This window comes from Pseudomonas rosaeacicularis (assembly GCF_057128745.1).
This window is the reverse complement of sequence record NZ_JBSKHT010000010.1, coordinates 53593-78002: the sequence shown is the minus strand read 5'-3', so window position 1 is coordinate 78002 and position 24410 is coordinate 53593. Positions and strand designations below refer to the sequence as shown.

The following is a 24410-nucleotide window of genomic DNA, read 5'->3' as shown; positions in this document are numbered from 1 at the left end:
GCTCACTTAATTGAAAGGAAACATCGCATGTTGAAAAAGACCCTTGCTGCACTGGCCCTCGGTACTGCATTGCTGACTGCTGGTCAGGCCATGGCCGCTGACTACACGATCGACAAGGAAGGCCAGCACGCCTTCATCAACTTCAAGATCAGCCACTTGGGCTACAGCTTCATCTACGGCTCGTTCAAAGACTGGACCGGTACGTTCAGCTTCGACGCCGCCAAGCCTGAAGACAGCAAAATCAGCATCGACGTGAAAACCGCCAGCGTTTTCACCAACCACGCTGAACGCGACAAGCACATCAGCAGCAAGGACTTCCTGGACGTTGCCAGCTTCCCTGACGCCAAGTTCGTTTCCACCAGCGTGAAAACCACCGGCAAGAACGCTGATGGCAAAGTCACTGCTGACGTGACTGGCGACCTGACCATGCACGGCGTGACCAAGCCAGTTGTGGTCAAGACCACATTCCTGGGCGAAGGCAAAGATCCATGGGGCGGCTACCGCGCAGGCTTCGAAGGCACCACTTCGATCAAGCGTTCTGATTTCGGCAAGATGATGGACCTGGGTCCACAGTCCGACACAATGGATCTGGTCATCTCGTTCGAAGGCGTCAAAGCCAAGTAAGACGGGCTGCTGCACAAAAAACGCCGACCTCAGGGTCGGCGTTTTTGTGTGGTCACTGTAGGAGCGAACTTGTTCGCGAGGCGATATACCTGACACGACGCAAAGGCCTCTCGCCAACCAGTTGGCTCCTACAGGATGTGCGAACGCCACACACAAAAACGCCCCGAACCAGTCGGGGCGTTTTTGGTTCAGCGCTGCTTAACCTTCGCGGTTGCGGGTCAGCAGGGCTGGTTTTTCACCGCGTGGGCGGCTTGGCAGTTGATCGAGCTGCTCGGCGGACGGGAAGCGATCGTTCTTGGACTCTTTGTGCATGATCTTCGGTGCGGGCTGACCATCGCGCGGACCGCGAACGGCTGGCTCTTGACGCGCTGGCTGGTCTTCACGAGCAGGGCGACGGTTGCGCGGTTGTTCCTCACGACGAGCCTGACCATCACGGGCCGGGCCATTGCGTGGGTTATTGCGCTTGGCTGCCGGAGCACCCGAACCTGCCGGGGCACCAGTGCCGGTTGCAGCGCCGGTACCGCTACGCGGACCACTACGGCCCTGGCTCGGACCGCGTGGCGCTGGAGCTGCGCCAGTGGCTGGAGCGCCCGGGCGACGACCACGGCTCTGGGTCTTGTTTGGGTACGGGCTGACGTAATCAGCGCGATTACCGAAGTTGTCCACTTCGTCATCCAGAAACTCATCTGGAGCACGGTCGCCGCGTGGGGCCGAAGGCTGGGCCTGGCGGGTTTCGCCTGCCGGTGTGCCCTGACGAGGCTTTTGCGGACGGGCCGGACGCGCCGGGCGTTCGCCTGAAGCGGCTGCAGCGGCCGGCTTCTCTTTACCCTTGTCTTTGCCTTTGTCCTTGCGACCGCCACCACCACCGCCGCCATTGGGGCCATCGCCGCGCGGGCCACGGGCATTGCGCGGGTTGCGCACGTCCGGACGTTCACGCACTTCAGGCTTTTCAGCTTCGACCGAGTTGATGTCAAAACCCATCAGATCGCCATCAGCCAGCTTCTGCTTGGTCATGCGCTCGATGCTTTTGAGCAGCTTCTCTTCGTCTGGAGCGACCAGAGAGATGGCTTCACCGCTACGACCTGCACGGCCAGTACGGCCGATACGGTGAACGTAGTCTTCATCGACGTTTGGCAGCTCGAAGTTGACGACGTGGGGCAGTTGGTCGATGTCCAGACCGCGTGCGGCAATGTCGGTGGCGACCATGATGCGTACGTCACCGGCCTTGAAGTCGGCCAAAGCTTTGGTCCGCGCGTTCTGGCTCTTGTTACCGTGGATCGCAACAGCGGCAAGGCCGTGTTTGTCCAGGTACTCGGCCAGACGGTTGGCGCCGTGCTTGGTGCGAGTGAAAACCAGCACTTGTTCCCATGCGCCTGCGGTAATCAGGTGCGCGAGCAACGAGCGTTTGTGATTGGCCGGCAAGCGGAAAACACGTTGTTCGATACGCTCGACCGTGGTGTTCGGCGGCGTGACTTCAATGCGCTCGGGGTTGTGCAGCAGCTTGCCCGCGAGTGCCGTGATGTCCGACGAGAAGGTCGCCGAGAACAGCAGGTTCTGACGCTTGGACGGCAGACGAGCCAGGACTTTCTTCACGTCATGGACAAAGCCCATGTCGAGCATCCGGTCGGCTTCATCGAGGACCAGGATTTCAACGTGGGACAGATCGACGCTGCCTTGACCGGCGAGGTCAAGCAGGCGGCCCGGGCAGGCGACCAGTACGTCGACGCCGCGCGCCATGGCCTGCACCTGAGGGTTGGTGCCGACACCGCCGAAGATACAGGCGCTGACGAACTTCAGGTTTTTCGCGTAGATCTTGAAGCTGTCATGGACCTGGGCTGCAAGTTCGCGGGTAGGGGTCAGGACCAGTACACGCGGTTGGCGCGGGCCATGACGTTGAGATTTGTCCGGGTGACCGGCGGGGAAAAGGCGCTCCAGAATCGGGAGGGCGAAACCACCGGTTTTACCAGTACCTGTCTGAGCGGCAACCATCAGGTCGCGGCCTTGCAACACGGCGGGAATGGCCCGCTGTTGCACCGGAGTAGGCTGGGTATAGCCAGCTGCCTCGATGGCGCTGACTAAAGCCTCGGAGAGACCGAGGGAAGCAAAGGACATGAGTAATCCTGTCTTAATTAGGGCCACGTTGGCCCAAGGGGGAATAATCTACCCGGCGCGAATGTGCGTGCAGATGACGCAATCCCGTCCGGTACTGTCGGGTCTGTAAGTTCAACTCGTGACATGAGCGCGAGAACGAAAAATGCGCTGCTGGTGTGATCGAGTGCTTTCTGCGAGACCGAGCATCCGGGCGTAAGCCTGGCGGGGACGCCGGAGTATAACAGAGCAATCACCCCGCGCTGTGTTCATGCTGCTAAACGGCTTTTTTCTGGTTTATTGGCCATTTCGGCGCTGCAGCAGGTGCTGATACACCGCCTTGCGCTGATGCCCGAGTATTTGCCGCACCGCCCAATGGTCAAGCCATTGTTCAAGCTTTTCCGGAGCAATGGGTTGGTCCATGCGCTGCTCGGCGTTGCTAAGAGCCTTGTCCCACCAGACTTGCGAGCAGGCCTGGTCAAATTCATTGGGATAATCGCAGCAGCCGTAAAGCACTTCGCGGACAAACTGACGTTGATCCTGTGGCACCGCGAACATCGCGCCTTTGTACATCAAGCGCTGCCAGGCCGGCGGACGAGGCAGGCTCGCGGTCACTCTGCGTGTGTCGTCCAGGCCGCATTGGCTGGTGGGATTATCGCCATGCTTGCTGAGCCAGGCCCGCACTTTGGCGCGAAACAACTGCTTGCGGCTCCAGTAGTGGTGAATCAGGTCAGGGCACTCGTTGACCTCCATATTCCGGTAAGCCGCCACGGCCAGACAAAACTCTTCCAGAGTGATCGCGCCGGGTGTGATGGGGAAAAACTCATCCATCATCTCGACGGACCGGTCGAGGATCTCTGCGTCGTTCCGGGTCAGCCCGATCACGCCTGAATTGAGCAGCGGCATGCTGTCGTCGGCAAGGCCCCGTTGAGCGAGCTTGTCCGCGAGCGCGGTGTACAGGATGGTTTGTTTGCAGGCGTCATAGCGCAAGGTGAATGCATTGCACAGCAGCTTGCCGGGTTCTACACGCTCGAACAGCTTCATGGGGCTCTGGTGAAAGAAAGTGTCGGTGTCGATGAGAATGGCTTTTTCGCACTCTTCCAGCACCTTGCGCACCAGCACTTGCTTGCAGCGAAAATGATACCCGTGAGGACCGCTCCATGCACGTCGGGTCGGGGCATCGAAACGCCGAACACGGACAGGCAAGTGGCGGTAGGGCGCTGGATCGTCGCTGAAGACTTGAATGTCCAGCGGCAGCTCGGATGTCTCCCGCATGCCGGCGAGTGCACTGGCGATGCTGAAAACAGCTTCCTGATGATACGTCTCGGCACCGAAGGCAAGGTAAACGAGTTGGGGGCGTGACGCGATTTTGTTTATGGAGGTCAACTGCTGGGTATCCGTCTCGATTAAGGCGTCGGCAGGCCTCGCTTGAGGAAACCTACCGATAAAACGTTGCCCTAATGTGACGGAGCTGACCAGACCGAGTTCAGCGGTGCTTTAACGGGACAGTTTCAGGTTGTTCCACACCGCCAGGCTAGGCTCTGCCTGGTTCAGCGTGTAGAAATGCAAACCTGGCGCGCCGCCTTGTAACAACCGCTCACACATTTCTGTGATGACCTGTTCGCCAAATTTCTGAATGCTCGGCGAATCATCGCCATAAGCTTCCAGCTGTTTGCGAATCCAGCGTGGAATTTCTGCACCGCACGCGTCAGAAAAGCGAGCGAGCTTGCTGTAATTGGTGATCGGCATGATGCCCGGCACGATCGGGATGTTCACACCCAGCTTTTGAACGCGGTCGACAAAGTAGAAATAGCTGTCGGCGTTGAAGAAGTACTGAGTGATCGCACTGTCAGCACCGGCGTTTGCCTTGGCCACAAAGTTGTTGATGTCGTGCTCGAAGTTGCGCGCTTGCGGGTGCATCTCCGGATACGCCGCGACTTCGATATGGAAGTGATCGCCGGTTTCTTCACGAATGAAGCTGACCAGATCGGCCGCATAACGCAACTCGCCGCTGGACATGCCCATGCCCGACGGCAAATCGCCGCGCAGGGCAACGATGCGCTTGATGCCAGCCTCTTTGTACTGATTGAGCAGGCCGCGCAAGTCAGCCTTGCTGTCGCCCACGCAGGACAAATGCGGTGCGGCAGGCACGTTCACTTCTTTTTCCAGCTGCAACACGGTGTTGATCGTACGATCCCGCGTCGAGCCACCTGCACCGTACGTGCAGGAGAAAAAATCGGGGTTGTAGCTGGCCAGTTGGCGAGCCACGTTCATCAGTTTTTCATGTCCAGCGTCGGTCTTCGTGGGGAAGAACTCGAAGCTGAAGCCGTGGTTTTGGGACATGACGATATCCTTGAAAGCGCATTCGACAAACGCCGAAGTCCTGTAGGAGCGCGCTTGCCCGCGATATCGGTGTGTCAGTCAGCAGTGGCCGTGCTGACACATCTCGATCGCGGGCAAGCTCGCTCCTACATGAACAGCGTTTCAGGCTGGATCAGTAACGATAAGCGTGCGGCTTGAACGGGCCTTCGACGCCAACACCGATGTAGTCGGCCTGGGTCTTGGTCAGTTTGGTCACGACGCCGCCGAAACCGCGGACCATTTCCAGGGCCACTTCTTCGTCCAGTTTCTTGGGCAGCACTTCAACGGTCAGGCGTTCGGCTTTCTGAGCAGGGCTCAGGTCAGCGTACTTCTGGCCGAACAGGAAGATCTGCGCCAGCACCTGGTTGGCAAACGAGCCGTCCATGATGCGGCTTGGGTGACCGGTCGCGTTGCCCAGGTTCACCAGACGACCTTCGGCCAGCAGGATCAGGTAATCGTCGTTTTGCGGATCGAAGCTGCCAGCACCGGTGCGGTGAATCTTGTGCACCTGTGGCTTCACTTCTTCCCATGCCCAGTTCTTGCGCATGAAAGCGGTGTCGATCTCGTTGTCGAAATGCCCGATGTTGCAGACCACGGCGCGTTTTTTCAGCGCTTTGAGCATGTTCGAGTCGCAGACGTTGACGTTACCGGTGGTGGTCACGATCAGATCGATCTTGCCCAGCAGCGCTTTGTCGATGCTCGCTTCGGTGCCGTCGTTTTCGCCATCGATGAACGGCGAAACCAGTTCGAAACCGTCCATGCAGGCTTGCATGGCGCAGATCGGATCGACTTCGGTGACTTTGACGATCATGCCTTCCTGACGCAGCGACTGAGCCGAGCCCTTGCCCACGTCGCCGTAGCCGATGACCAGGGCTTGCTTGCCGGACAGCAGGTGGTCGGTGCCGCGCTTGATAGCGTCGTTCAAGCTATGACGGCAACCATACTTGTTGTCGTTTTTGCTTTTGGTGACGGAGTCATTGACGTTGATGGCCGGGATTTTCAGCTCGCCCTTGGCCAGCATGTCCAGCAGGCGGTGAACGCCGGTGGTGGTTTCTTCGGTCACGCCGTGAACGCGGTCCAGAATGGCCGGGTACTTTTTGTGCAGCAGCTCGGTCAGGTCTCCGCCATCGTCAAGGATCATGTTGGCATCCCAAGGCGCGCCATCTTTCAGGATGGTCTGCTCCAGGCACCACTCATATTCTTCTTCGGTTTCGCCTTTCCAGGCGTAAACCGCGATGCCGGCAGCAGCAATGGCAGCAGCGGCCTGATCCTGAGTGGAGAAAATGTTGCAGGAGGACCAGCGTACTTCGGCACCCAGGGCAACCAGGGTTTCGATCAGCACGGCAGTCTGAATGGTCATGTGGATGCAGCCGAGGATCTTCGCGCCCTTGAGCGGTTGCTCGCCGGCGTATTTGCGACGCAGGCCCATCAGGGCTGGCATTTCGGATTCGGCGATGATGGTTTCGCGACGGCCCCAGGCAGCCAGGGACATGTCGGCGACTTTGTAGTCGTTGAAATCGTTGGGCGTCAGTACAGCGCTCATAAGAGTCTCCATTCGTAGGGTGCGAATGGGCGCCGTTGTGCGTTTAAAGCTTGATCGGTAGGCAAGAGCCTGATCAAACAACGCCCCATCCGAGCCTGACAGGATTGACCTGCTGCAGCGCCCCTCGGACAGGTGGCGGGAAAACGGTATCAAGCGGGGATGACCGTTTTTTGAAGCGGGGGCGATTATCTTTCTTTGAGCTGTAAGTGGCAAGCTGCAAGCGGCAGGCGGTAAACAACAGCGGACCTGCTTTTAACTTGCAGCTTCAGGCTTGAACCTTGAAGCTGGGGGCACATCCACTGCCGTCTTCCCAACACCCCGGAGCCCCCCATGAACTTCCACACTCGCAAATGGGTAAAACCCGAAGACCTCAACCCCAACGGTACGCTGTTCGGCGGCAGTCTGTTGCGCTGGATCGACGAAGAAGCGGCGATCTACGCCATCGTTCAGCTGGGCAATCAGCGCGTGGTGACCAAGTACATTTCGGAGATCAACTTCGTCAGCGCCTCGCGCCAGGGCGACATCATCGAACTGGGCATTACGGCTACCGAGTTCGGCCGTACGTCGATCACCCTGACCTGTCAGGTGCGTAACAAGATCACCCGCAAGAGCATTCTGACGGTGGAGACCATGGTCTTCGTAAATCTGGGCGAAGACGGCCTGCCCGCACCGCATGGCAAGACCGAGATCAGCTACGTGAAGGATCAGTTCAAGGACGAAGTGATCAACGAGTGATGATGGGGCCTCGCTCCAACGGAATGACATCGTTCCTGTGGGAGCGGACCTGTCCGCGAATAGGCCGGTACAGCCGATAGATTTCCGTCGCCAGGCATACCGTATTCGCGGACAGGTCCGCTCCCACATTGATTTTTATCGCTGTTGAAAAGAGAGTGCACATCAAGCCTGTAGGAGCAGGCGGTTGCGTCAAGCCGGGTTTTTCGCCCACCAATCCCGCAGCCACTGCAAACCTTCGCTGGTGTCGCCTTTCGGGCGGTATTCACAGCCGACCCAACCTGTATAACCCAGGCGATCAAGCTCTTCGAACAGCCACGGGTAATTCACTTCGCCGATGTTCGGCTCGTGACGATCCGGTACGCCGGCAATCTGAATGTGGCCAATGCCGGCGAAGTCGCGGCGCAGTTTGGCGGTCACGTCGCCTTCGACGATCTGGCAGTGGTAGCAGTCGAACTGCACCAGCAGATTGTCAGCGCCGATGGCCTTGCGGATGTCCTGCGCCTGATCCTGACGGTTGAGGAAGAAGCCCGGAATATCGCGGGTGTTGATCGGCTCGATCAGTACCTTGATTCCGACTTTGGCTGCCTCATGGGCGGCGTAGCTCAAGTTTTCCAGATACACCGCGTGATGCCGTTCGCGCAGATCTTCGCTGGGCAGCAGGCCCGCCATCGCGTGAATACGGTCGTTGCCCAGTACGGAGGCGTATTCCAGCGCTTTTTGAAAACCGCTGCGAAATTCTTCTTCGCGGCCCGGCAGCGACGCAATGCCTCGCTCGCCCTTGCTGAAATCACCCGGCGGCATGTTGAACAGCGCTTGCTCAAGACCGAAATCGTCCAGGCGCAGTTTGATTTCAGCGGCGGTGTAATCGTAGGGGAACAGGTATTCGATCCCTTTGAATCCGTCCGCCGCCGCAGCGCCGAAACGGGCCAGAAAATCGTGTTGCGGGTACATCATGCTGAGGTTAGCAGCGAAGCGAGGCATGTTAACTCCTGTCTTTTAAGGTCGGACGCCTGGCGTCTCTAGAGTCAGACGAAAGCGTCCTGAAGCGTCAGACGAAAGGCCAGATCACCAGGGTCGCGAGGAAGCCCAGCGTGCCCAGCACAGTGACGAGGAATGTCCAGGTGCGCAAGCCGTCACCAACGTTCAGGCCGGCCAGTTTGGTGAACATCCAGAAGCCTGCGTCGTTGATGTGCGACATCGCCAGACCGCCACCGCCCATGGCCAGACACAGCAGCGCCAAGTGATTAGGTGTCAGGTTAAGAGTCGCGATCAGCGGGCTGAGAATGCCGGCAGTCGTCACCAGCGCAACGGTGGTCGAACCTTGTACGGCGCGCAGCAAGACGGTCAGCAGAAAGCCGAGCGCCAACACCGGCAAGCCCGTGGTGCGTAGTGCCTCGGAGACGACGGCGCCAATGCCGGTATCGACCAGCACCTTGCCGAATACACCGCCAGCACCGGCGATCAGGATCACCATCGCCACACCCGGCAATGCTGAACCGATCACGTCAGACACCTGAGTGCGACTCCAGCCACGACGCGTGCCCAGCAGATAGGCGCAAAGCAGGGTGTCGATCAACAGCGCAACCAAGGGCGCGCCCAATACTGTCAGCACACTGCGCAGCGTCGATTCGATCGGCAGCATCGTGGTCGCCAGAGTGCCGAGCAAAATCAGCACGATCGGTAACAGGATCAAACCAATGATCAGGCCGAAACCCGGCGCAGGGGCTGGAGGCAGTTTCGCGGCCAGGCTGCTGGCGCTTTCTTCGAGGCCCAGCGTCTTGCTGTGCGCAGCTTCGCTGGTGTTCGAGTAATCATCGCGAGCCCAGGCAACCAAGTCTTCGTTGGTGATGTGCGGACCGTAGACTTCTGCACGAATGTCGTCGGTCATCGGGTAGACCTTGCGGGTCATGCGCCCGGCGATCAGGTAACCGATCAGGCACAGCACGCCAACGATCGGGATGCCGAACATCAGCACGCGGCCCAGATCGGCACCCAACTGACCGGCAGCCGCAACGGCGCCAGGGTGAGGCGGCAAGAACGCATGCACGGACAGCAGCGCGGCACACATTGGCAGCGCGAAAATCAGCAGCGGTTTACGGGCCGCACGGGCAACGCCGTAGGCCAATGGCATGAGGATGATCACGCCTACTTCGAAGAACACGGGAATCCCGACCATGAACCCGGCAATCGTCAACGCCAGTGGTGTACGGCGGTTGCCGAAGCGGTTGATCAGGGTTTTCGCCAGCGCTTCTGCACCACCGGACAGTTCGATGATGCGGCCGATCATTGCACCCAGCGCGATGATGATCGCGATGTGACCGAGGGTTTTGCCCATGCCGCCTTCAATCGTGGCAACCAGATCGGCAGGTTTAACCCCTGCCACCAGTGCCACGATGATGCTGACCAACATGAGCGCAACGAACGGCTGAAATTTGTACTTCAGCACCAGCAACAGCAACAGGGCGATGCCTACGCCAGCGGTCAACATCAAAAAGAGAGGAGTCATGGTGTGTGATGTCCTGTTGTTATTGTTTTCCGGCAACGCCCGGATGCTTGGGGAGGCCGCAAGCGGCCCCGGGTCAACGCTGTCGCATTACCATTTCACGCCGAACGTCTGGCGCAGATCTTCCAGCGCCGCTGCATCCAGCGGCTCTGGTTTAGGGTTGCTCATCAGCCAAAGGCGAGCGGTTTCTTCTAGCTCTTCGAGGGCGTAACAGGCTTTGGCCACCGAGCTTTCCCAGATCACCGGGCCAAGGCGCTCAAGCATCACGCCGCGCACGCTGTTGGCCAGTTGCGCGACCTGCTCGGCGACCTTCGGTGAGCCCGGACGCTCGTAGGAAATCAGCGGGATATGCCCGACTTTCATCACCTGATACGGCGTGAGCGGTGGGAGGATGTCGTCCTGCTGCCAAACGCCGGCCAGGGTCAGCGCCACCAAGTGCGTGGAGTGGGTGTGCACCACGCCGCCAACGCCGGGATTGCGGTCGTAGACTTCACGATGCAGCGCGAGAGTCTTGGAAGGCTTGTCGCCGGACACCCACTCACCGGCCAGATTGACCTTGGCGATGGACGCAGGGTCCAGACGGCCCAGGCAGGCGTCGGTCGGCGTAATCAGCCAGCCGTCGTCGAGGCGGGCGCTGATGTTGCCAGCGCTGCCGACCGTGTAGCCGCGGCCATATAGCAGTCGGCCGATGGTGCAGATTTCTTCGCGCAGAGTGTTTTCAGTGCTCATTGCGCACCTCCGGCCAATTGCTTGAGGGCTTTGTCGAAGAAGTCACGGCCGCCGAAGTTGCCGGACTTGAGCGCCAGCGCCAAAGGCTGAGCCCCAGTGCTTTGCGTGGCCGGAACGCCCGGATCGATCTGCGCGCCAATTTTCAACAGCTGCACGCCGAGTGCTTGAACCACTGCGCCAGAGGTTTCCCCGCCGGCTACTACAAAGCGGCGTACTCCGGTTTGCAATAAACCGTGGGCGATCTGGCCCAAGGCGTCTTCGACCAGTGCGCCTGCACGTTCGACGCCCAGTTTTTGCTGCACGGCTTTGACTTCGTCGGGTGAACTGGTGGCGTAGATCAGCACGGTCTGCCCGGCATCCCGCGCAAACCCCAGCGCCTGTTCAACCACTGGCTGACCGTCGGCCAACGCCAATGGGTCGATGCGCAGAGCGGGGCGACCGGCTGCGAGCCAAGCCGCGACCTGACCGTTGGTGGCCACCGAAGCGCTGCCCGCAAGCACCACTTCACCACCGCTGATGTCTTCGAGTTTCGATGCGTCGATGTCGCGTAGCTTGCCGGCCTTGCGGAAGTTGCCTGGCAGACCCAGCGCCAGACCCGAACCGCCGGTCAGCAGCGGCAAGTCAGCACAAGCGGCGCCGAGGGTGTAGAGATCGGCGTCCGACAACGCATCGGCCACGGCCATGCTTACGCCGTCAGCGCGCAGTTCGGCGATGCGCGCGCGGACGCTTTCGACGCCTTGAGACACGCTGTCGTAGCGCAGCAGACCGACTTTCAGCTGGGTTTGCGATTGCAGCACGCGCACCAGATTGGCGTCAGTCATCGGCGTCAGCGGGTGGTTTTGCATGCCGCATTCGTTGAGCAGTTGGTCCTGCACGAACAAATGACCACGGAAGATAGTGCGGCCGTTTTCCGGGAACGCCGGACAGGCCAGGGTGAAGTCGCTGCCCAGTTTGGCCAGCAGCGCTTCACTCACCTGACCGATGTTGCCAGCAGCAGTTGAATCGAAAGTGGAGCAGTACTTGAAGAAAATCTGCTCGCAGCCTTGGTCCTGCAGCCATTGCAGCGCTGCAAGGGACTCGGCAACGGCATCGGCGGCCGGCGTGGTGCGGGATTTCAACGCAATGACGATCGCGTCGGCATCCATGTCCGCCAGGCTGTCGGCGCTGGGGATACCGATGCTCTGAACGGTACGCATACCGCCGCGCACCAGCATGTTGGCAAGGTCGGTGGCGCCGGTGAAGTCATCGGCGATGCAGCCCAGCAATGGGCGAATGGTTGCGCTCATTACAGGCTCCTCAGGCTTGGTCAGGTTTGGCGACAGGCAGCGTGATGCCCGGGAAAATCTTGATCACCGCCGAATCGTCCTCGCGGCCAAAGCCTGCGGTGGAGGCCTGCATGAACATCTGGTGCGCAGTGGACGACAACGGCAGCGGGAATTTGCTGGCCCGTGCGGTATCCAGCACCAGGCCCAGGTCCTTGACGAAGATGTCCACGGCGGACAGCGGCGTGTAGTCAGCTTTTAGGATGTGCGGCACGCGGTTTTCGAACATCCACGAGTTACCGGCGCTGTTGGTGATCACTTCATACAATGCGTCGGCGTCCACGCCTTCACGCAGGCCCAGAGCCATGGCTTCGGCACTGGCTGCGATGTGAACACCGGCCAGCAACTGGTTGATGATTTTAACTTTCGAGCCCAGACCGTGGACGTCGCCCAGGCGGTAGACCTTGCCAGCCATGCCGTTGAGGACGTCGTCGGCTTTGGCGTAAGCGTCAGCCGGGCCGGAGGTCATCATGGTCATCTGGCCGGAAGCGGCTTTGGCGGCGCCGCCGGAGATCGGGGCGTCGAGGTAGAGCAGGTTTTCTTTCGCCAGACGCTCGCCCAGTTCGATGGCGAAAGTCGGAGCGACGGTGGCGCAGCCGATGACCAGGCTGCCGGGACGCAAAGCGGCAATCGCACCGTTGTCGCCGAACAGGACGGTTTCAGTCTGTTTTGCGTTGACCACGACGGTGACGATCACATCGCAGAGTGCTGCCATGGCGGCAGGGGAAGCGCAGGCTACGCCGCCTTCAGTAGCAAATTGTTCGGTGACAGCGGTGCGCACATCACAGGCATGAACGCTAAAGCCGCTGCGCAGCAGTGAACGGGCGATGCCCAAGCCCATGGCGCCCAAACCGATAACGCCGACGTTCTTGTTATTCATGGTGTGTCTCCTCGGGTCGCACGCCGAAACTCATACACCGGCGCTCGAATGTGTAGTTCGAAACTGTGAAAACGATAGTGAACCTGTGATCAGATAATGTGAAGTGTTTTTTTAAATTCACAAAAATTAACATTGGCGGCAGATCGCAGGCACAAAAAAGCCCCGAGTGAATCGAGGCTAGAAATGCAAAACGGCCTATCAATTTGATGCAGTGAATGTGGGAGCGGACCTGTCCGCGAAGACTGTGGCTCAGGCGCAGCATTTCTTGCGGATGTACCGGCTTTTTCGCGGACAGGTCCGCTCCCACGTTTGAGGGTCAGGTCAAGACCGCTTCGTCTGGTCTACTGCTTGCCGCCCACCGACGCCAACATCAACTCCACGCCCTGCCTGCGGATAGCTTCTGCTGCGGCTTCTGCAAGGTTCTCATCGCTGATGATCGCGTCGAACTGCTCAAGCCCCGCAACTTTGTACATGCCGAACGTGCCGTATTTCGAGCTGGTGGTCAGCAGCACCGAACGCGAGGCCGACTGCATGGCCGCTTGCTTGACCTCGACCTTGAGCGCCGACGGGGTGGTGGTGCCGCGCTGCAGATCCCATGAGCTGGTGGACATGAACGCCACATCGGTCGCCAGCTGGCGCAAGGTCGCGGCGGCGAGACCGCCCACGCTGGAGCGGTTGGGATGGTCGAGCAGACCGCCGGTGTGAATCACATCCACATGGGTTGCATCGGCAAGGGCATGCACCACGCCGAAGTCATTGGTCACAACGGTCATGCCCGCCAGCGCGACGATGTGCGGCACGATCTCCAACGTGCTGGTGCCGGCGTCCAGATACACCGTCATCTCCGGGTGCAGCAAACTTGCGGCCAGGCGCGCCATGGCTTGTTTGTGCGGAAGTTCGACGACGGCTTTGGATTGATGGCTGGGTTCGCTGTGAACCTGGCTGGCGATTCGGACGCCGCCTGTCACTGAGTAAGCACGGCCGCTTTGTTCGAGCAGCGCAATGTCTCGGCGAACGGTCATGTGCGAGCAATCGAACATCTCCACCAATTGATGAACGCTCAACACCTGATGTTTGCGCAACTGACGCAGCATCAACTCCCGGCGTTGCTCGGGAATCATCGGTGCAGCGCCGGTGATCGCGGTGTCCTCGTTGCTAACCATTGGTGCTCCTGGGCCATATGACGGCCAGCTGAAGCTGGCGCTGGTGGCATCTTAGCCAATCGCGCCAGCGCTGACAGCAGATGTTACGACTTCAATGCGCCGTTGCGGTTTGAGCTGTAGCGGGTTCGCGGGTCACGGCCTTGACCAGCTTGCCGATGCTCAAGCCCTGCAACAGGATCGATGACAGCACCACGATGTAGGTGATGCTCAGCAACAGATCACGCTCAGGTCCCAGCGGCAACGCCAGCGCCAGGGCGACTGAAACGCCGCCCCGCAAGCCGCCCCAGGTCAGGATGCGAATAGTGCCGCGCGGCACTTCACGCCAGCGCCGCATCAGCAAAATCGCAGGCGCCACGGTCAGCAGGCGCGACAGCAGGATCGCCACTGCCAACATCCCTGCCGCCAGCAAGTGCAGCCACGAGAACGGCAGCAGCAACAGCTCCATGCCGATCAATGCAAACAGCAGCGCGTTGAGCATGTCGTCGAGCAATTCCCAAAAGCCATCCAAATAGCGGCGTGTCATGTCATTCATTGCCAGATTGCGGCCCAGATTGCCGATGATCAGACCGGCAACCACCATCGCAATCGGCGCCGAAACATGCAGCTCGGTGGACATCGCCGAACCGCCAATCACCAGCGCCAGCGTCAGCATCACTTCGATCTGATACTGCTCGATGCTTTTGATCATCAGGTACACCGCGTAACCGATCAGCCCGCCAAACAAAGCGCCTCCGATGGCTTCGTGCACGAACAGCATGGCGGTTTCACCCACCGTCGGGGTTTCGCCCAGTTGCGCGATGCCCAGCAATACGGTGAAGACCACAACAGCGGTGCCATCGTTGAACAGCGACTCGCCGACGATGGTGGTTTTCAGGGGCTTGGAGGCGTTGGCCGTTCGCAGCACGCCCAGCACAGCGATTGGGTCCGTGGGCGAAATCAATGCGCCGAACAGCAGGCAGTAAAGGAAGCTCACGTGCCAACCGAACATCGCGAAAATCCAGTAGGCCAGGGCGCCGATCACCGTAGTGGCGATCAGCACACCAAAGGTAGCGAGCAATCCGATGGGCCAGCGGTAGTTTTTCAGGTCCGACAGGTTGACGTGCAAGGCGCCGGCGAACAGCAAAAAGGACAGCATCCAGTTCATCAGCAGATCGCCGAAATCGATCTGGCCGATCAGGCTCTGCACGCGCTCTTCCATGCCCGGAAAACCTAGCAAGCTCAGCGATTGGAGAATCAGTGAGAACAGCAGTGCGGTGACCATTACGCCGATGGTGGGCGGCAGGCCGATGAAACGAAAGTTCACATACGTGAGCAGCGAAGTAAGGCAGATAAAACCAGCAGCGAGTTCAAGCATTCGGAGTCCTGTGTGTGCAATTCAAATCCTGCACGGCAACTTGGAGTCGAGCGTCGTGCCAAAGTTGGATGTGTTCGCGACGCATGCAGACACATCTTTCGCCGGTCCTGATGCCAGCTCGCGCAGTGTCAGGCGGACCGAGACGCCAGCTTCGCGAGCAAGCTCGGCTCCAACAAGGCCGCGTATGGCTTGAGATGCACGACCTGTTGGAGCGAGGCTTGCCCGCGAAGTTAGCGATGCGGTTTGTCAGGCAGACCGAGGTTAAGGCTTCGCAAGCAAGCTCGGCTCCAACAGGGGATCGCCTTCGGCTATCCTCGTGGGCCTCGCATTGCTGTCATCGTTTATTCATCACTCGCATGACGGTACACCGCCCGGCCAAACGTCTCGGGCTCCTAAGGAGAACACGTGCTGGCGACAATCCTGGTTCTGATTGCAGCGGTGCTGCACGCCACCTGGAACACCTTGATCAAGTTCAGCGGCGAGCGCTTGCTGGTGATCGCGAGCATGGACATCGTCGCGTTCATTCTTGCGGTGATAGCCGTCGGCTTCGTTGCGCCGCCAGCGGCCGAGGTCTGGCCCTGGCTTGTCGGGTCAGCCTTGTTTGAGCTGTTGTACCGCGCGCTGCTGATCCGCGCTTATCGGGTGGGTGACCTAGGCTTGGTCTATCCGCTGATGCGGGGATTGTCGCCCTTGGTGGTGCTGGCGTTGACGCTGTTCTTTGCCGGAGAACAGCTCACTACTCAACAGATCCTCGGCATTCTGCTGATCCCCTGCGGGATGATTTGCCTACTGTGGCAGGGCGGTGGCGGGGATCGTTTGCCCTGGTCGATGCTGCCGGTAGTGGGGCTGATCGGCTTGTGTATCGGTTGTTACACGTGGATCGACGGCCAAGCGCTGAAGCTTGGGGTGGCGCCGCTGAATTATTTGGTCTGGCTGACGCTGATCAGCGCCTGGCCCTTCCCGTTACTGGCGATGGTCGGCAAACGTCCGGCGTTCATGTTGTTCTGGCGCGAGCAATGGAAGCTGGGGTTAAGTGTCGGCTTCTGCGTGTTGTTCAGCTACGCGCTGGTGCTGTGGGCTATGCAGCTGGGCTCGGTGGCGCAGGCGGCTGCGTTGCGAGAAGTCAGCGTGGTGCTGGTGGTGCTGTTCGGCATGCGCTATCTGAAAGAACCTTTCGGTCGGCCCCGGCTCTTAGCCTGTGGACTGGTGTTACTCGGGATGCTTCTGATGAAGCTCAAATTCTAAAAAAAGGATGTGGTTATGACCGTTGCTTTCTGGTGTGTGTTGATCGTGATTCTGTTGCCGATAGTGTGCACTGGCATTGCCAAGTTCGGCAGCGGCAAATTCAGTGCACGGCAGAATCATGATCCCCGGGACTTTCTCGACCGTCTCGAAGGACTTCCGCGCCGCGCGCACAATGCGCAGCTCAACAGTTTCGAAGCCATTCCCGGTTTCGCCGCCGCTGTGATCATCGCCCACATCGCAGGCGTCGCCCAGTTGGTGACCATTGATGTGCTGGCCGTTTTGTTCGTCACCACGCGCTTGCTCTACATCATCTTTTATCTGGCCGACTGGGCCGCGCTGCGTTCGCTGGCCTGGCTCGCGGGCTTGGCGTTGGTGGTGTCGCTGTTTGTCGTGTCGGCTTGATTCCGATTCATGGCCTTGAATAATCGTAGGATGAAACGGCTGGGGTGCGTGGCGCTCGTCTGTCTGGCGCTGAGTGCGTGCGGCGGCGTTGATCCAAATTCGCCGCTGGGGCAGCGCAAGGCCATCTTCAAACAGATGCTCAACACCAGCGAAGAAATGCGCGGCATGCTGCGCGGCCGGGTGCCGTTCGAGGGTCAGCGTTTTGCCGACAACTCGGTCAAGCTCGACGCTTTGTCCCACGAGCCTTGGAAACACTTCCCTGCGGTGCGAGAGGCCGATCACACCAGCGCCAAGGATGAGGTCTGGCAGAAGCAGGCAAGGTTTCAGGAACTGGCGCGGTCGCTGGAGTCGGCGACCGGGGAGTTGGTGATCGCAGGCCAGGTCCGACCTTTCCGCAAAAGCGTTCTGGACCCTGCGTTGGCGAAGGTCGAAGGCGCGTGTGATGCGTGTCACAAGGAATTTCGGGATCATTGAGCGTTGCGTCAGCTGTAGGAGCGAACTTGTTCGCGAGACGTCCTGCCTGACACACCGCATTAACCCCCTCGCCAACAAGTTGTCTCCTACAGTTGGTTAGTTACTCATCATCCTGATCAGGCTGAACCTTCTCCAGTTCAGTCTGGGCGTCCTGGAGCTCTTTGCGCGATTCGGCGAGCTTGTCTTTGCGCTTGTCGATCTTTTCCGGATCGCCCTTGCTCATGGCTTTGTTCAGGTCGGCCTGACGGCGACTGACTTCGCGCTTGGCTTCAAAGACCTTCTGTTCCTGCTCCTTGAGCAAGGTCGCGTCGTTGCAATTAGCGGTTGCTTCGCTGAGTGCTTTTTCCAGTCCGGCCTGCTGATTGCTGTTGCCAGCGGCTTTTGCGTGTTCGATTTGCGTGCTGATGTCCTGGCGTTTGGCTGCACATCCGCTGACGGAAGGGGCCGGCTGGGCCGCGAACGCGGGGGCGGCGAGTAATCCGAGGGCAGCGAACACCATCAGCGGTGACAAGCGTTTCATAAAGGCTCCTTGAAAAAGATGTCCGGACGCTCAACACAATCGTCCGGCGCAAATAAAATGACTAAAACCCATCAATCCCATGGTCCCGCAATTGTGTGCTGAGTGCCTGCACCTGTGGGTCCTGAAAAAAGGCGAACAACTGTTTTGCGCGGCCGGGGCCAACCCCAGGTTCGGCCTGCCACTGCTCGGCACTGCGCGATGCCAGTTCATCCCATCGGTTACCCAGCTGAGCACTCCCGGTGGGCGGTAAACCAATGGCTTTCAGCCATGCCTGAAACGGCCGTTCACGTGCGTTCTGAAAAGCGTTCAACAGTTTAGCGCTGCTGCGCTCGCCAAGGCCCGGAATCTTAACAATCTGTGCACCATCGAGGGTCATCCAATCGAGCAACCCCTCTACTGCTCCGACCTGAATCAACTTGTCCCACGTCCCTGGCCCAACGCCTGCAAGGCCCAAACCCTTTTTGCCGCTGAGCCAGATCAGTCGCGCACGAAATTGATCCTTGCAGGCCGGGGTGATTTGCAGACAGCTCAAGGCGTGATAGTCGGCGGTTTGCGGCGCATTAAGCTCCGCGCGTTCAACACTGCGCGAGACCACGCCGTCCAGCCGTGGAATGGTCAAGCCCGCCAAGCTGACCGCCACTTGATCCCCAGGTCGAATGTCCAATTCATGCCAACGCTGCAGCGAGCCGACGCTCAGGCGGCTGATCTTGCGGTCATCCAGTTGAACGGTTTTGAGGTCCAGCACCGGCGTGATCCGACCGCTGCGCCCGACATTGAAATTGACCGCCCGCACCTCGGCCAGTACTTGGGCAAAGGGGTATTTCCACGCAGCGATCCAGTACGGCGCCTTCGCCTGCCAGCGCTCGATGGGTGGACGTTCACTCTGGCGCATCACCACGCCATCGGTGGCAAAAGGCAGGGGCGAGCGATACCAGTGCTCACGCCATTTCTGCGCCTGCATGAATCCTTCCAATGGCTCACTGAAATCCATGCTGTCGTCAAAGCCCAAGGCGCGCAGACCCGCCAGTCGCTCACGCATAGTGCTTGGGCCATCTGGCCAGTCCCAGACAAGCAACCCGATATGCGCGCCGTCCTGTTTGCTGATCGAGGTGCGCGCCAGCAATCCCGCCACTTTGCTCCGTGCGTTCAGGCTGCCAGCGTCGGCCTGAATGTGGCCGTTGAGCTTCCAGTACAGCTCGCCTTGCAGGATCAGGGTCTTTTTTTGCCACGGTAAATGCTTGGGGATCGCTTCAATGGCTTGGGCCTTATCGCCCCAGTCCTGGCCTTTGACGCCGTCGCCTCGGCTGATGACCTGAGTCAAGTGGCCGTCCTCGTACACCAGCGTGACCGCTACACCGTCCACCTTCGGCTGAATCCACAGATCGGTGCGGCCGTTGAGCCACGCCTGGACGGCGATTTCATCGGGTAATTTGCTCAAACCGGTATGGGGGATCGGATGCAGCTGCGGCCCGCCAGCGGTGATTAACGGGTTGTCCGTGGACGCCAGCGGGGTTGAAAAGCAAGTTTTCAGATGTGCCAGACGCTCTACGGACTGGTCGTAAAGCTCGTCGGCGACCAGCGATATACCTTCGCGGTGATAGCTGTCGTTCCAGCGACCGACTTGGGTTTGGAGCGAGGAGATTTCTGAGCGCGCCTTAACGGGTGGCCAGTCGGGGCAGGGGATTGCGTAGGAAGGGAGGGAGAGCAACGCGAAAACGGCGCAAATAAGCAGGCGAAGTGAAGGCAGCATCGAAGCATCCTTGCTTGAGGGGGGCTCAAGAGGCTATCTGCTGCAGATCAAGAATCGGTTTTTGAGTGGTAACGGGGTTTTGCGGTGGACGCCGGGACTTCTGTAGGAGCCAACTCGTTGGCGAAGCGGCTGACACGGTGTATCAGTCAGGACGCATCGCGAACAAGTTCGCTCCTACAGTAAACCGAGCTATGGATTACAAACCGGCAGCAGCCCGCAGCCCTTCGGCGCGGTCGGTTTTTTCCCAGGTGAACGTGGTGAAGGTGTCGTCGCCCACGGTCTTGGTTTCCGGCGTACGACCGAAGTGGCCGTATGCAGCGGTTTCCTGGTACATCGGGTGCAGCAGGTCGAGCATGGTGGTGATCGCGTAAGGGCGCAGGTCGAAGTGCTCGCGCACCAGACGCACGATCTTGTCGTCGCTGATCTTGCCGGTGCCGAAGGTGTTCAGCGAGATCGAAGTCGGTTGCGCGACTCCGATGGCGTAGGACACCTGAATCTCGCAGCGCTCGGCCAGGCCTGCGGCGACGATGTTCTTGGCCACGTAACGACCGGCGTAGGCCGCAGAGCGGTCAACCTTCGATGGATCTTTACCGGAGAACGCGCCGCCGCCGTGACGGGCCATGCCGCCGTAGCTGTCGACGATGATCTTGCGACCGGTCAGACCGCAGTCGCCTACCGGGCCACCGATGATGAAGTTGCCAGTCGGGTTTATGTGAAACTGAGTGTCTTTGTGCAGCAAGTGCGCAGGCAGCACATGCTTGACGACCAGCTCCATCACGCCTTCGCGCAAGTCCGCGTAAGAGACATCCGGATTGTGCTGGGTCGACAAAACGACCGCGTCGATGCCAACCACGATGCCGTTTTCGTAGCGGCAGGTGACCTGGGACTTCGCATCCGGGCGCAGCCAAGGCAATACGCCAGACTTACGGGCTTCGGCCTGGCGCTTGACCAACTGGTGCGAGAACGCGATCGGCGCAGGCATCAATTCTGGGGTTTCGTTGCTGGCGTAACCAAACATCAGACCTTGGTCGCCAGCGCCCTGATCTTCCGGCTTGCTGCGGTCAACGCCTTGAGCGATGTCCACCGATTGCTTGCCGATGATGTTCATCACGCTACAGGTGGCACCGTCGAAACCAACGTTGGAGCTGTTGTAGCCGATGTCGAGGATCACGTTACGGACGATGTCTTCCAGATCGACCCAGGCCGAGGTGGTGACTTCACCGGCGATGATCGCGACGCCGGTTTTGACCAGGGTTTCGCACGCGACCCGGGCAAATTTGTCTTCGGCAATAATGGCGTCCAGAACCGCATCGGAGATCTGGTCGGCGATTTTGTCCGGATGCCCTTCGGACACGGACTCGGAGGTGAAAAGGGAGTATTCGCTCATCTCGACGGGTTTCCTGATTGATACCGATGTTGAGTGTCGCCAGCCGGTCGCTGAAAATGGCGGACCTGTATCTGGAAACCATTACGTAAGCCTACGTACAGACTTTCCCCGGGGACCAGCCCCGCAGCGATGGCCCAACGGGCCAGATCTTCCTGTTCGAAACCTAACCAGAGATCGCCACAGGCCTCCCTGGCCCAGCTCTGGTCGTGGCTGCACAACTCGGTCACCAGCAGGCTGCCGCCCGGCTGCAACAAGTTGGCCAATTGTTTCAATGCCTCAGCTGGCGCAGCGAAATGGTGAAGCACCATGTTCAGTACCACGCAGTCGGCGTGCAACTGGACGTCGCCCAAAACGTCGGCCAGTCGCAACTCCACGTTATCCAGTGCTTTGCGCTGGCACAGTTGTCTGGCCAGATCGAGCATTTCCGGGCTGTTGTCGAGCGCCGTGACGTGGCGAAAGCGCTGCGCCAGATCGGGCAAAAAACCACCGTCACCCGGACCCACTTCCAGCGCTGTGGCGCCGGCGTCGAAGCTCAACTTGTCCAGTAGCGACAACAGGCTGTCGCGGTACTGCGCAATGCCAGCGATCAAATCCTGCTGGGCGCGAAATTTTTCAGCGGTGCGGGCGAAAAAATCCTGACTGGCCGTCGCGCGTTGGCGATGCACCAATCCGATTCTTGCCTGGACGTCCTCGGGCAAGGTCAGTCCGTCTGCTTCTTCGAGCAAGGCGGCGTGCAGCTTGCCCCCGGTCTGTTCGATATGCGGCAGGGCGCGGCGATAAAAGATCGCATTGCCCTCACGGCGCGTCGCCACCAGATCGGCCTGGGCCAGCACCTTCAAGTGATGGCTCATGCCGGACTGGCCAATGGCGAAAATCTGCGCCAGCTCCAATACACCGAACGAATCGTTGGACAGCGCCCGCAACACATTCAGCCGCAACGGATCGCCCCCGGCCTTGCACAGGGCAGCCAGGTCGTCGCAAGGATCATGGTCGATGACAGGGACGCGTAGATTCATAAGGCAGGCAGTCTAGTTATCGACCTGCCAGGCCGCAAGACCAATATCAAAATGTTTTGATATTGGTCGATGGGTGGCGATGGTTGGGCGCAGTGATTCTGCCGTCTGCGTGCTGTAGGGTGGTCAGCTGAGATAAAAAACCCGGTAGCTCAGGAAAATCGAGCTGCGGCGTTATCTGTCATTGCCCCCAAGCTATGCCTGAGGGAAAATGGCCGCCTTTTTCAGATCCCATATTCTTTCTGCCCCAGGAGATCAGCGATGCCCAGCCGTCGTGAGCGTGCCAATGCCATTCGTGCCCTTAGCATGGATGCCGTGCAAAAGGCCAATAGCGGCCACCCAGGTGCCCCGATGGGCATGGCGGATATCGCTGAAGTCCTCTGGCGTGACTATCTGAAACACAACCCGACCAACCCGGCATTCGCCGATCGTGACCGCTTCATCATGTCCAACGGCCATGGTTCGATGCTGGTTTACTCGTTGCTGCACCTGACCGGTTACGACCTGTCCATCGATGACCTGAAAAACTTCCGCCAACTGCACAGCCGCACGCCGGGTCACCCGGAATACGGTTACACCCCAGGCGTTGAAACCACCACCGGTCCGCTGGGTCAGGGTTTTGCCAACGCCGTTGGTTTCGCGGTTGCCGAGAAGACTCTCGGCGCGCAGTTCAACCGTCCTGGCCACAACATCGTTGATCACCACACCTACGTCTTCATGGGTGACGGCTGCATGATGGAAGGCATTTCCCATGAAGTCGCGTCCCTGGCCGGTACGCTGCAACTGGGCAAACTGATCGCGTTCTACGATGACAACGGCATTTCCATCGACGGCGAAGTCGAAGGCTGGTTCACCGACGACACGCCTAAGCGCTTTGAAGCTTATGGCTGGCAGGTCATCCGCAACGTTGACGGTCACGATTCCGAAGAAATCAAAACCGCCATCGACACCGCGCGCAAAAGCGATCAGCCAACCCTGATCTGCTGCAAGACCACCATCGGTTTTGGCTCGCCGAACAAGCAAGGCAAAGAAGAGTGCCACGGCGCGCCACTGGGCAACGACGAAATCGCCCTGACCCGCGCTGCACTGAAATGGACCCACGGCCCGTTCGAAATCCCGGCTGACATCTACGCCGAGTGGAACGCCAAGGAAAAAGGCCTCGCGACCGAAGCTGAATGGGATCAGCGTTTTGCGGCTTACTCCGCAGCGCACCCTGAATTGGCCAACGAGCTGATCCGTCGCATGAGCGGCGAGCTGCCGGCTGACTTCGCCGAGAAGTCCGCAGCCTACGTGGCTGAAGTCAACGCCAAAGGCGAAACCATCGCCAGCCGTAAAGCCAGCCAGAACGCCCTGAGCGCCTTCGGCCCACTGCTGCCTGAGTTCCTCGGCGGTTCGGCTGACCTTGCCGGTTCCAACCTGACCATCTGGAAAGGCTGCAAGAGCATCACCGGCGAAGACGCCAGCGGCAACTACCTGCATTACGGCGTCCGCGAGTTCGGCATGGGCGCCATCATGAACGGTATCGTGCTGCACGGCGGTTTCGTGCCTTACGGTGCAACGTTCCTGATCTTCATGGAATACGCGCGTAACGCGGTGCGTATGTCGTCGCTGATGAAGAAGCGCGTCATTTATGTGTTCACCCACGACTCTATCGGTCTGGGCGAAGACGGCCCGACGCACCAGCCGATCGAGCAACTGACCAGCCTGCGCACCACGCCGAACCTGGACACCTGGCGTCCAGCCGACGCCGTGGAGTCGGCAGCGGCCTGGAAATACGCCATCGAGCGTAATGATGGTCCTTCGGCGATGATCTTCTCGCGTCAGAACCTGACCCATCAGGCTCGCGATGCAGAGCAGCTGGAAAACATCACCCGTGGCGGTTATGTACTGCGCGATTGCGTGGGCGAGCCTGAGCTGATCCTGATTTCGACCGGCTCGGAAGTCGGCCTGGCTGTTCTGGCCTACGACCAACTCACCGCTTCGGGTCGCAACGTGCGTGTGGTTTCCATGCCGTGCACCAGCGTGTTCGAAGCGCAGGATCCCGCGTACAAGCAATCGGTTCTGCCGTTGCAGGTCAGCGCGCGTATCGCCATCGAAGCAGCTCATGCCGACTACTGGTACAAATACGTGGGCCTGGAAGGCCGCGTAATCGGCATGACCACCTTCGGCGAGTCGGCGCCTGCGCCTGCGCTGTTCGAAGAGTTCGGCTTTACGCTGGAGAACGTCATTTCCACGGCTGAAGAGCTGCTGGAAGACTGAGAAACACACGCGGCCTTGTAGGAGCGTGGCTTGTCCCGCGATCTGCTGCGCAGCAGCA

At 59.6% G+C, this 24410-nt stretch carries 21 protein-coding genes and 1 riboswitch; of the genes, 6 read left to right on the top strand and 15 right to left on the bottom strand.

The features are described from left to right. Window positions 1–27 precede the first annotated feature (27 nt). Window positions 28–624: a YceI family protein gene (locus ACWKWM_RS14415; RefSeq protein WP_483837165.1), complete on the top strand. Its 597-nt coding sequence runs from the start codon at window positions 28–30 to the stop codon at window positions 622–624. A gap of 198 nt (window positions 625–822) precedes the next feature. Here the strand turns inward: ACWKWM_RS14415 and rhlE2 are convergent, their stop codons facing one another. From rhlE2 to ahcY, 4 genes are all read right to left on the bottom strand, one after another. Beyond that, window positions 823–2736: an RNA helicase RhlE2 gene (gene rhlE2, locus ACWKWM_RS14410; protein ID WP_483846779.1), complete on the bottom strand. Its 1914-nt coding sequence runs from the start codon at window positions 2734–2736 to the stop codon at window positions 823–825. Between the two features lie 273 nt (window positions 2737–3009). Then, window positions 3010–4089: a hypothetical protein gene (locus ACWKWM_RS14405; RefSeq protein ID WP_483846931.1), complete on the bottom strand. Its 1080-nt coding sequence runs from the start codon at window positions 4087–4089 to the stop codon at window positions 3010–3012. Window positions 4090–4209: 120 nt separating this feature from the next. Then, complete coding sequence (gene metF / locus ACWKWM_RS14400) at window positions 4210–5055, bottom strand: methylenetetrahydrofolate reductase [NAD(P)H] (protein ID WP_483846778.1); 846 nt, start codon at window positions 5053–5055, stop codon at window positions 4210–4212. Between the two features lie 151 nt (window positions 5056–5206). Beyond that, window positions 5207–6616 carry an adenosylhomocysteinase gene (gene ahcY, locus ACWKWM_RS14395; protein ID WP_483837161.1) on the bottom strand — a complete coding sequence of 470 codons (1410 nt, stop codon included), beginning with the start codon at window positions 6614–6616 and terminating at the stop codon, window positions 5207–5209. Window positions 6617–6636: 20 nt separating this feature from the next. Then, window positions 6637–6748: riboswitch (S-adenosyl-L-homocysteine riboswitch) on the bottom strand. A gap of 198 nt (window positions 6749–6946) precedes the next feature. Between ahcY and ACWKWM_RS14390 the strand changes: the two genes are divergently transcribed. After that, the gene (locus ACWKWM_RS14390) at window positions 6947–7351 is read left to right on the top strand and encodes an acyl-CoA thioesterase (RefSeq protein WP_483846777.1); all 405 of its coding nucleotides are present in this window, start codon (window positions 6947–6949) and stop codon (window positions 7349–7351) included. Window positions 7352–7540: 189 nt separating this feature from the next. Here the strand turns inward: ACWKWM_RS14390 and otnI are convergent, their stop codons facing one another. The 7 genes from otnI to ACWKWM_RS14355 form a co-directional block, all read right to left on the bottom strand. Next, a complete protein-coding gene (gene otnI / locus ACWKWM_RS14385; protein ID WP_483846776.1) occupies window positions 7541–8332 on the bottom strand; it encodes a 2-oxo-tetronate isomerase in 792 nt (263 codons plus the stop codon). A gap of 67 nt (window positions 8333–8399) precedes the next feature. After that, window positions 8400–9857: a GntT/GntP/DsdX family permease gene (locus tag ACWKWM_RS14380; RefSeq protein ID WP_483846775.1), complete on the bottom strand. Its 1458-nt coding sequence runs from the start codon at window positions 9855–9857 to the stop codon at window positions 8400–8402. A gap of 87 nt (window positions 9858–9944) precedes the next feature. Beyond that, the gene (otnC, locus tag ACWKWM_RS14375) at window positions 9945–10583 is read right to left on the bottom strand and encodes a 3-oxo-tetronate 4-phosphate decarboxylase (RefSeq protein ID WP_483846774.1); all 639 of its coding nucleotides are present in this window, start codon (window positions 10581–10583) and stop codon (window positions 9945–9947) included. Next, entirely contained in the window at window positions 10580–11869 is a 1290-nt protein-coding gene (gene otnK / locus ACWKWM_RS14370) for a 3-oxo-tetronate kinase (protein WP_483846773.1), read from the bottom strand. Before otnK ends, otnC begins: the two co-directional genes overlap by 4 nt. Before the next feature lie 10 nt (window positions 11870–11879). Then, window positions 11880–12785 (bottom strand): L-threonate dehydrogenase, encoded by a 906-nt coding sequence (ltnD, locus tag ACWKWM_RS14365; RefSeq protein WP_483846772.1) that lies wholly within the window; start codon window positions 12783–12785, stop codon window positions 11880–11882. Between the two features lie 341 nt (window positions 12786–13126). Then, a complete protein-coding gene (locus ACWKWM_RS14360) occupies window positions 13127–13948 on the bottom strand; it encodes a DeoR/GlpR family DNA-binding transcription regulator (RefSeq protein ID WP_483846771.1) in 822 nt (273 codons plus the stop codon). 91 nt (window positions 13949–14039) lie between these two features. Beyond that, window positions 14040–15302 carry a cation:proton antiporter gene (locus ACWKWM_RS14355; RefSeq protein WP_483846770.1) on the bottom strand — a complete coding sequence of 421 codons (1263 nt, stop codon included), beginning with the start codon at window positions 15300–15302 and terminating at the stop codon, window positions 14040–14042. A 405-nt stretch (window positions 15303–15707) separates the two neighbouring features. Between ACWKWM_RS14355 and ACWKWM_RS14350 the strand changes: the two genes are divergently transcribed. From ACWKWM_RS14350 to ACWKWM_RS14340, 3 genes are read left to right on the top strand one after another with little or no spacing between them, the layout of a single operon-like run. Continuing rightward, the gene (locus tag ACWKWM_RS14350) at window positions 15708–16547 is read left to right on the top strand and encodes an EamA family transporter (RefSeq protein WP_483846769.1); all 840 of its coding nucleotides are present in this window, start codon (window positions 15708–15710) and stop codon (window positions 16545–16547) included. Between the two features lie 15 nt (window positions 16548–16562). After that, entirely contained in the window at window positions 16563–16949 is a 387-nt protein-coding gene (locus ACWKWM_RS14345; RefSeq protein ID WP_483846768.1) for an MAPEG family protein, read from the top strand. 30 nt (window positions 16950–16979) lie between these two features. Next, entirely contained in the window at window positions 16980–17423 is a 444-nt protein-coding gene (locus ACWKWM_RS14340; protein ID WP_483846930.1) for a c-type cytochrome, read from the top strand. 100 nt (window positions 17424–17523) lie between these two features. On the opposite strand, the gene ACWKWM_RS14335 is transcribed toward ACWKWM_RS14340, so the two are convergent. The 4 genes from ACWKWM_RS14335 to ACWKWM_RS14320 form a co-directional block, all read right to left on the bottom strand. Beyond that, window positions 17524–17943 (bottom strand): DUF1090 domain-containing protein, encoded by a 420-nt coding sequence (locus ACWKWM_RS14335; protein ID WP_483846767.1) that lies wholly within the window; start codon window positions 17941–17943, stop codon window positions 17524–17526. Between the two features lie 61 nt (window positions 17944–18004). Beyond that, window positions 18005–19693 carry an NAD-dependent DNA ligase LigB gene (gene ligB, locus ACWKWM_RS14330; RefSeq protein ID WP_483846766.1) on the bottom strand — a complete coding sequence of 563 codons (1689 nt, stop codon included), beginning with the start codon at window positions 19691–19693 and terminating at the stop codon, window positions 18005–18007. Window positions 19694–19889: 196 nt separating this feature from the next. After that, window positions 19890–21080 carry a methionine adenosyltransferase gene (gene metK / locus ACWKWM_RS14325; protein ID WP_483846765.1) on the bottom strand — a complete coding sequence of 397 codons (1191 nt, stop codon included), beginning with the start codon at window positions 21078–21080 and terminating at the stop codon, window positions 19890–19892. Next, the gene (locus ACWKWM_RS14320; protein ID WP_483846764.1) at window positions 21077–22096 is read right to left on the bottom strand and encodes an ArsR/SmtB family transcription factor; all 1020 of its coding nucleotides are present in this window, start codon (window positions 22094–22096) and stop codon (window positions 21077–21079) included. Before ACWKWM_RS14320 ends, metK begins: the two co-directional genes overlap by 4 nt. A 258-nt stretch (window positions 22097–22354) precedes the next feature. Between ACWKWM_RS14320 and tkt the strand changes: the two genes are divergently transcribed. After that, window positions 22355–24352 carry a transketolase gene (gene tkt, locus ACWKWM_RS14315; RefSeq protein WP_483846763.1) on the top strand — a complete coding sequence of 666 codons (1998 nt, stop codon included), beginning with the start codon at window positions 22355–22357 and terminating at the stop codon, window positions 24350–24352. Window positions 24353–24410 lie beyond the last annotated feature (58 nt).

Coding starts and splice junctions, on each gene's coding strand:
- ACWKWM_RS14415 (WP_483837165.1), top strand. CDS start 28: ATGTTGAAAAAGACCCTTGCTGCACTGGCCCTCGGTACTGCATTGCTG.
- rhlE2 (WP_483846779.1), bottom strand. CDS start 2,736: ATGTCCTTTGCTTCCCTCGGTCTCTCCGAGGCTTTAGTCAGCGCCATC.
- metF (WP_483846778.1), bottom strand. CDS start 5,055: ATGTCCCAAAACCACGGCTTCAGCTTCGAGTTCTTCCCCACGAAGACC.
- ahcY (WP_483837161.1), bottom strand. CDS start 6,616: ATGAGCGCTGTACTGACGCCCAACGATTTCAACGACTACAAAGTCGCC.
- ACWKWM_RS14390 (WP_483846777.1), top strand. CDS start 6,947: ATGAACTTCCACACTCGCAAATGGGTAAAACCCGAAGACCTCAACCCC.
- otnI (WP_483846776.1), bottom strand. CDS start 8,332: ATGCCTCGCTTCGCTGCTAACCTCAGCATGATGTACCCGCAACACGAT.
- ACWKWM_RS14380 (WP_483846775.1), bottom strand. CDS start 9,857: ATGACTCCTCTCTTTTTGATGTTGACCGCTGGCGTAGGCATCGCCCTG.
- otnC (WP_483846774.1), bottom strand. CDS start 10,583: ATGAGCACTGAAAACACTCTGCGCGAAGAAATCTGCACCATCGGCCGA.
- otnK (WP_483846773.1), bottom strand. CDS start 11,869: ATGAGCGCAACCATTCGCCCATTGCTGGGCTGCATCGCCGATGACTTC.
- ltnD (WP_483846772.1), bottom strand. CDS start 12,785: ATGAATAACAAGAACGTCGGCGTTATCGGTTTGGGCGCCATGGGCTTG.
- ACWKWM_RS14360 (WP_483846771.1), bottom strand. CDS start 13,948: ATGGTTAGCAACGAGGACACCGCGATCACCGGCGCTGCACCGATGATT.
- ACWKWM_RS14355 (WP_483846770.1), bottom strand. CDS start 15,302: ATGCTTGAACTCGCTGCTGGTTTTATCTGCCTTACTTCGCTGCTCACG.
- ACWKWM_RS14345 (WP_483846768.1), top strand. CDS start 16,563: ATGACCGTTGCTTTCTGGTGTGTGTTGATCGTGATTCTGTTGCCGATA.
- ACWKWM_RS14340 (WP_483846930.1), top strand. CDS start 16,980: ATGAAACGGCTGGGGTGCGTGGCGCTCGTCTGTCTGGCGCTGAGTGCG.
- ACWKWM_RS14335 (WP_483846767.1), bottom strand. CDS start 17,943: ATGAAACGCTTGTCACCGCTGATGGTGTTCGCTGCCCTCGGATTACTC.
- ligB (WP_483846766.1), bottom strand. CDS start 19,693: ATGCTGCCTTCACTTCGCCTGCTTATTTGCGCCGTTTTCGCGTTGCTC.
- metK (WP_483846765.1), bottom strand. CDS start 21,080: ATGAGCGAATACTCCCTTTTCACCTCCGAGTCCGTGTCCGAAGGGCAT.
- ACWKWM_RS14320 (WP_483846764.1), bottom strand. CDS start 22,096: ATGAATCTACGCGTCCCTGTCATCGACCATGATCCTTGCGACGACCTG.
- tkt (WP_483846763.1), top strand. CDS start 22,355: ATGCCCAGCCGTCGTGAGCGTGCCAATGCCATTCGTGCCCTTAGCATG.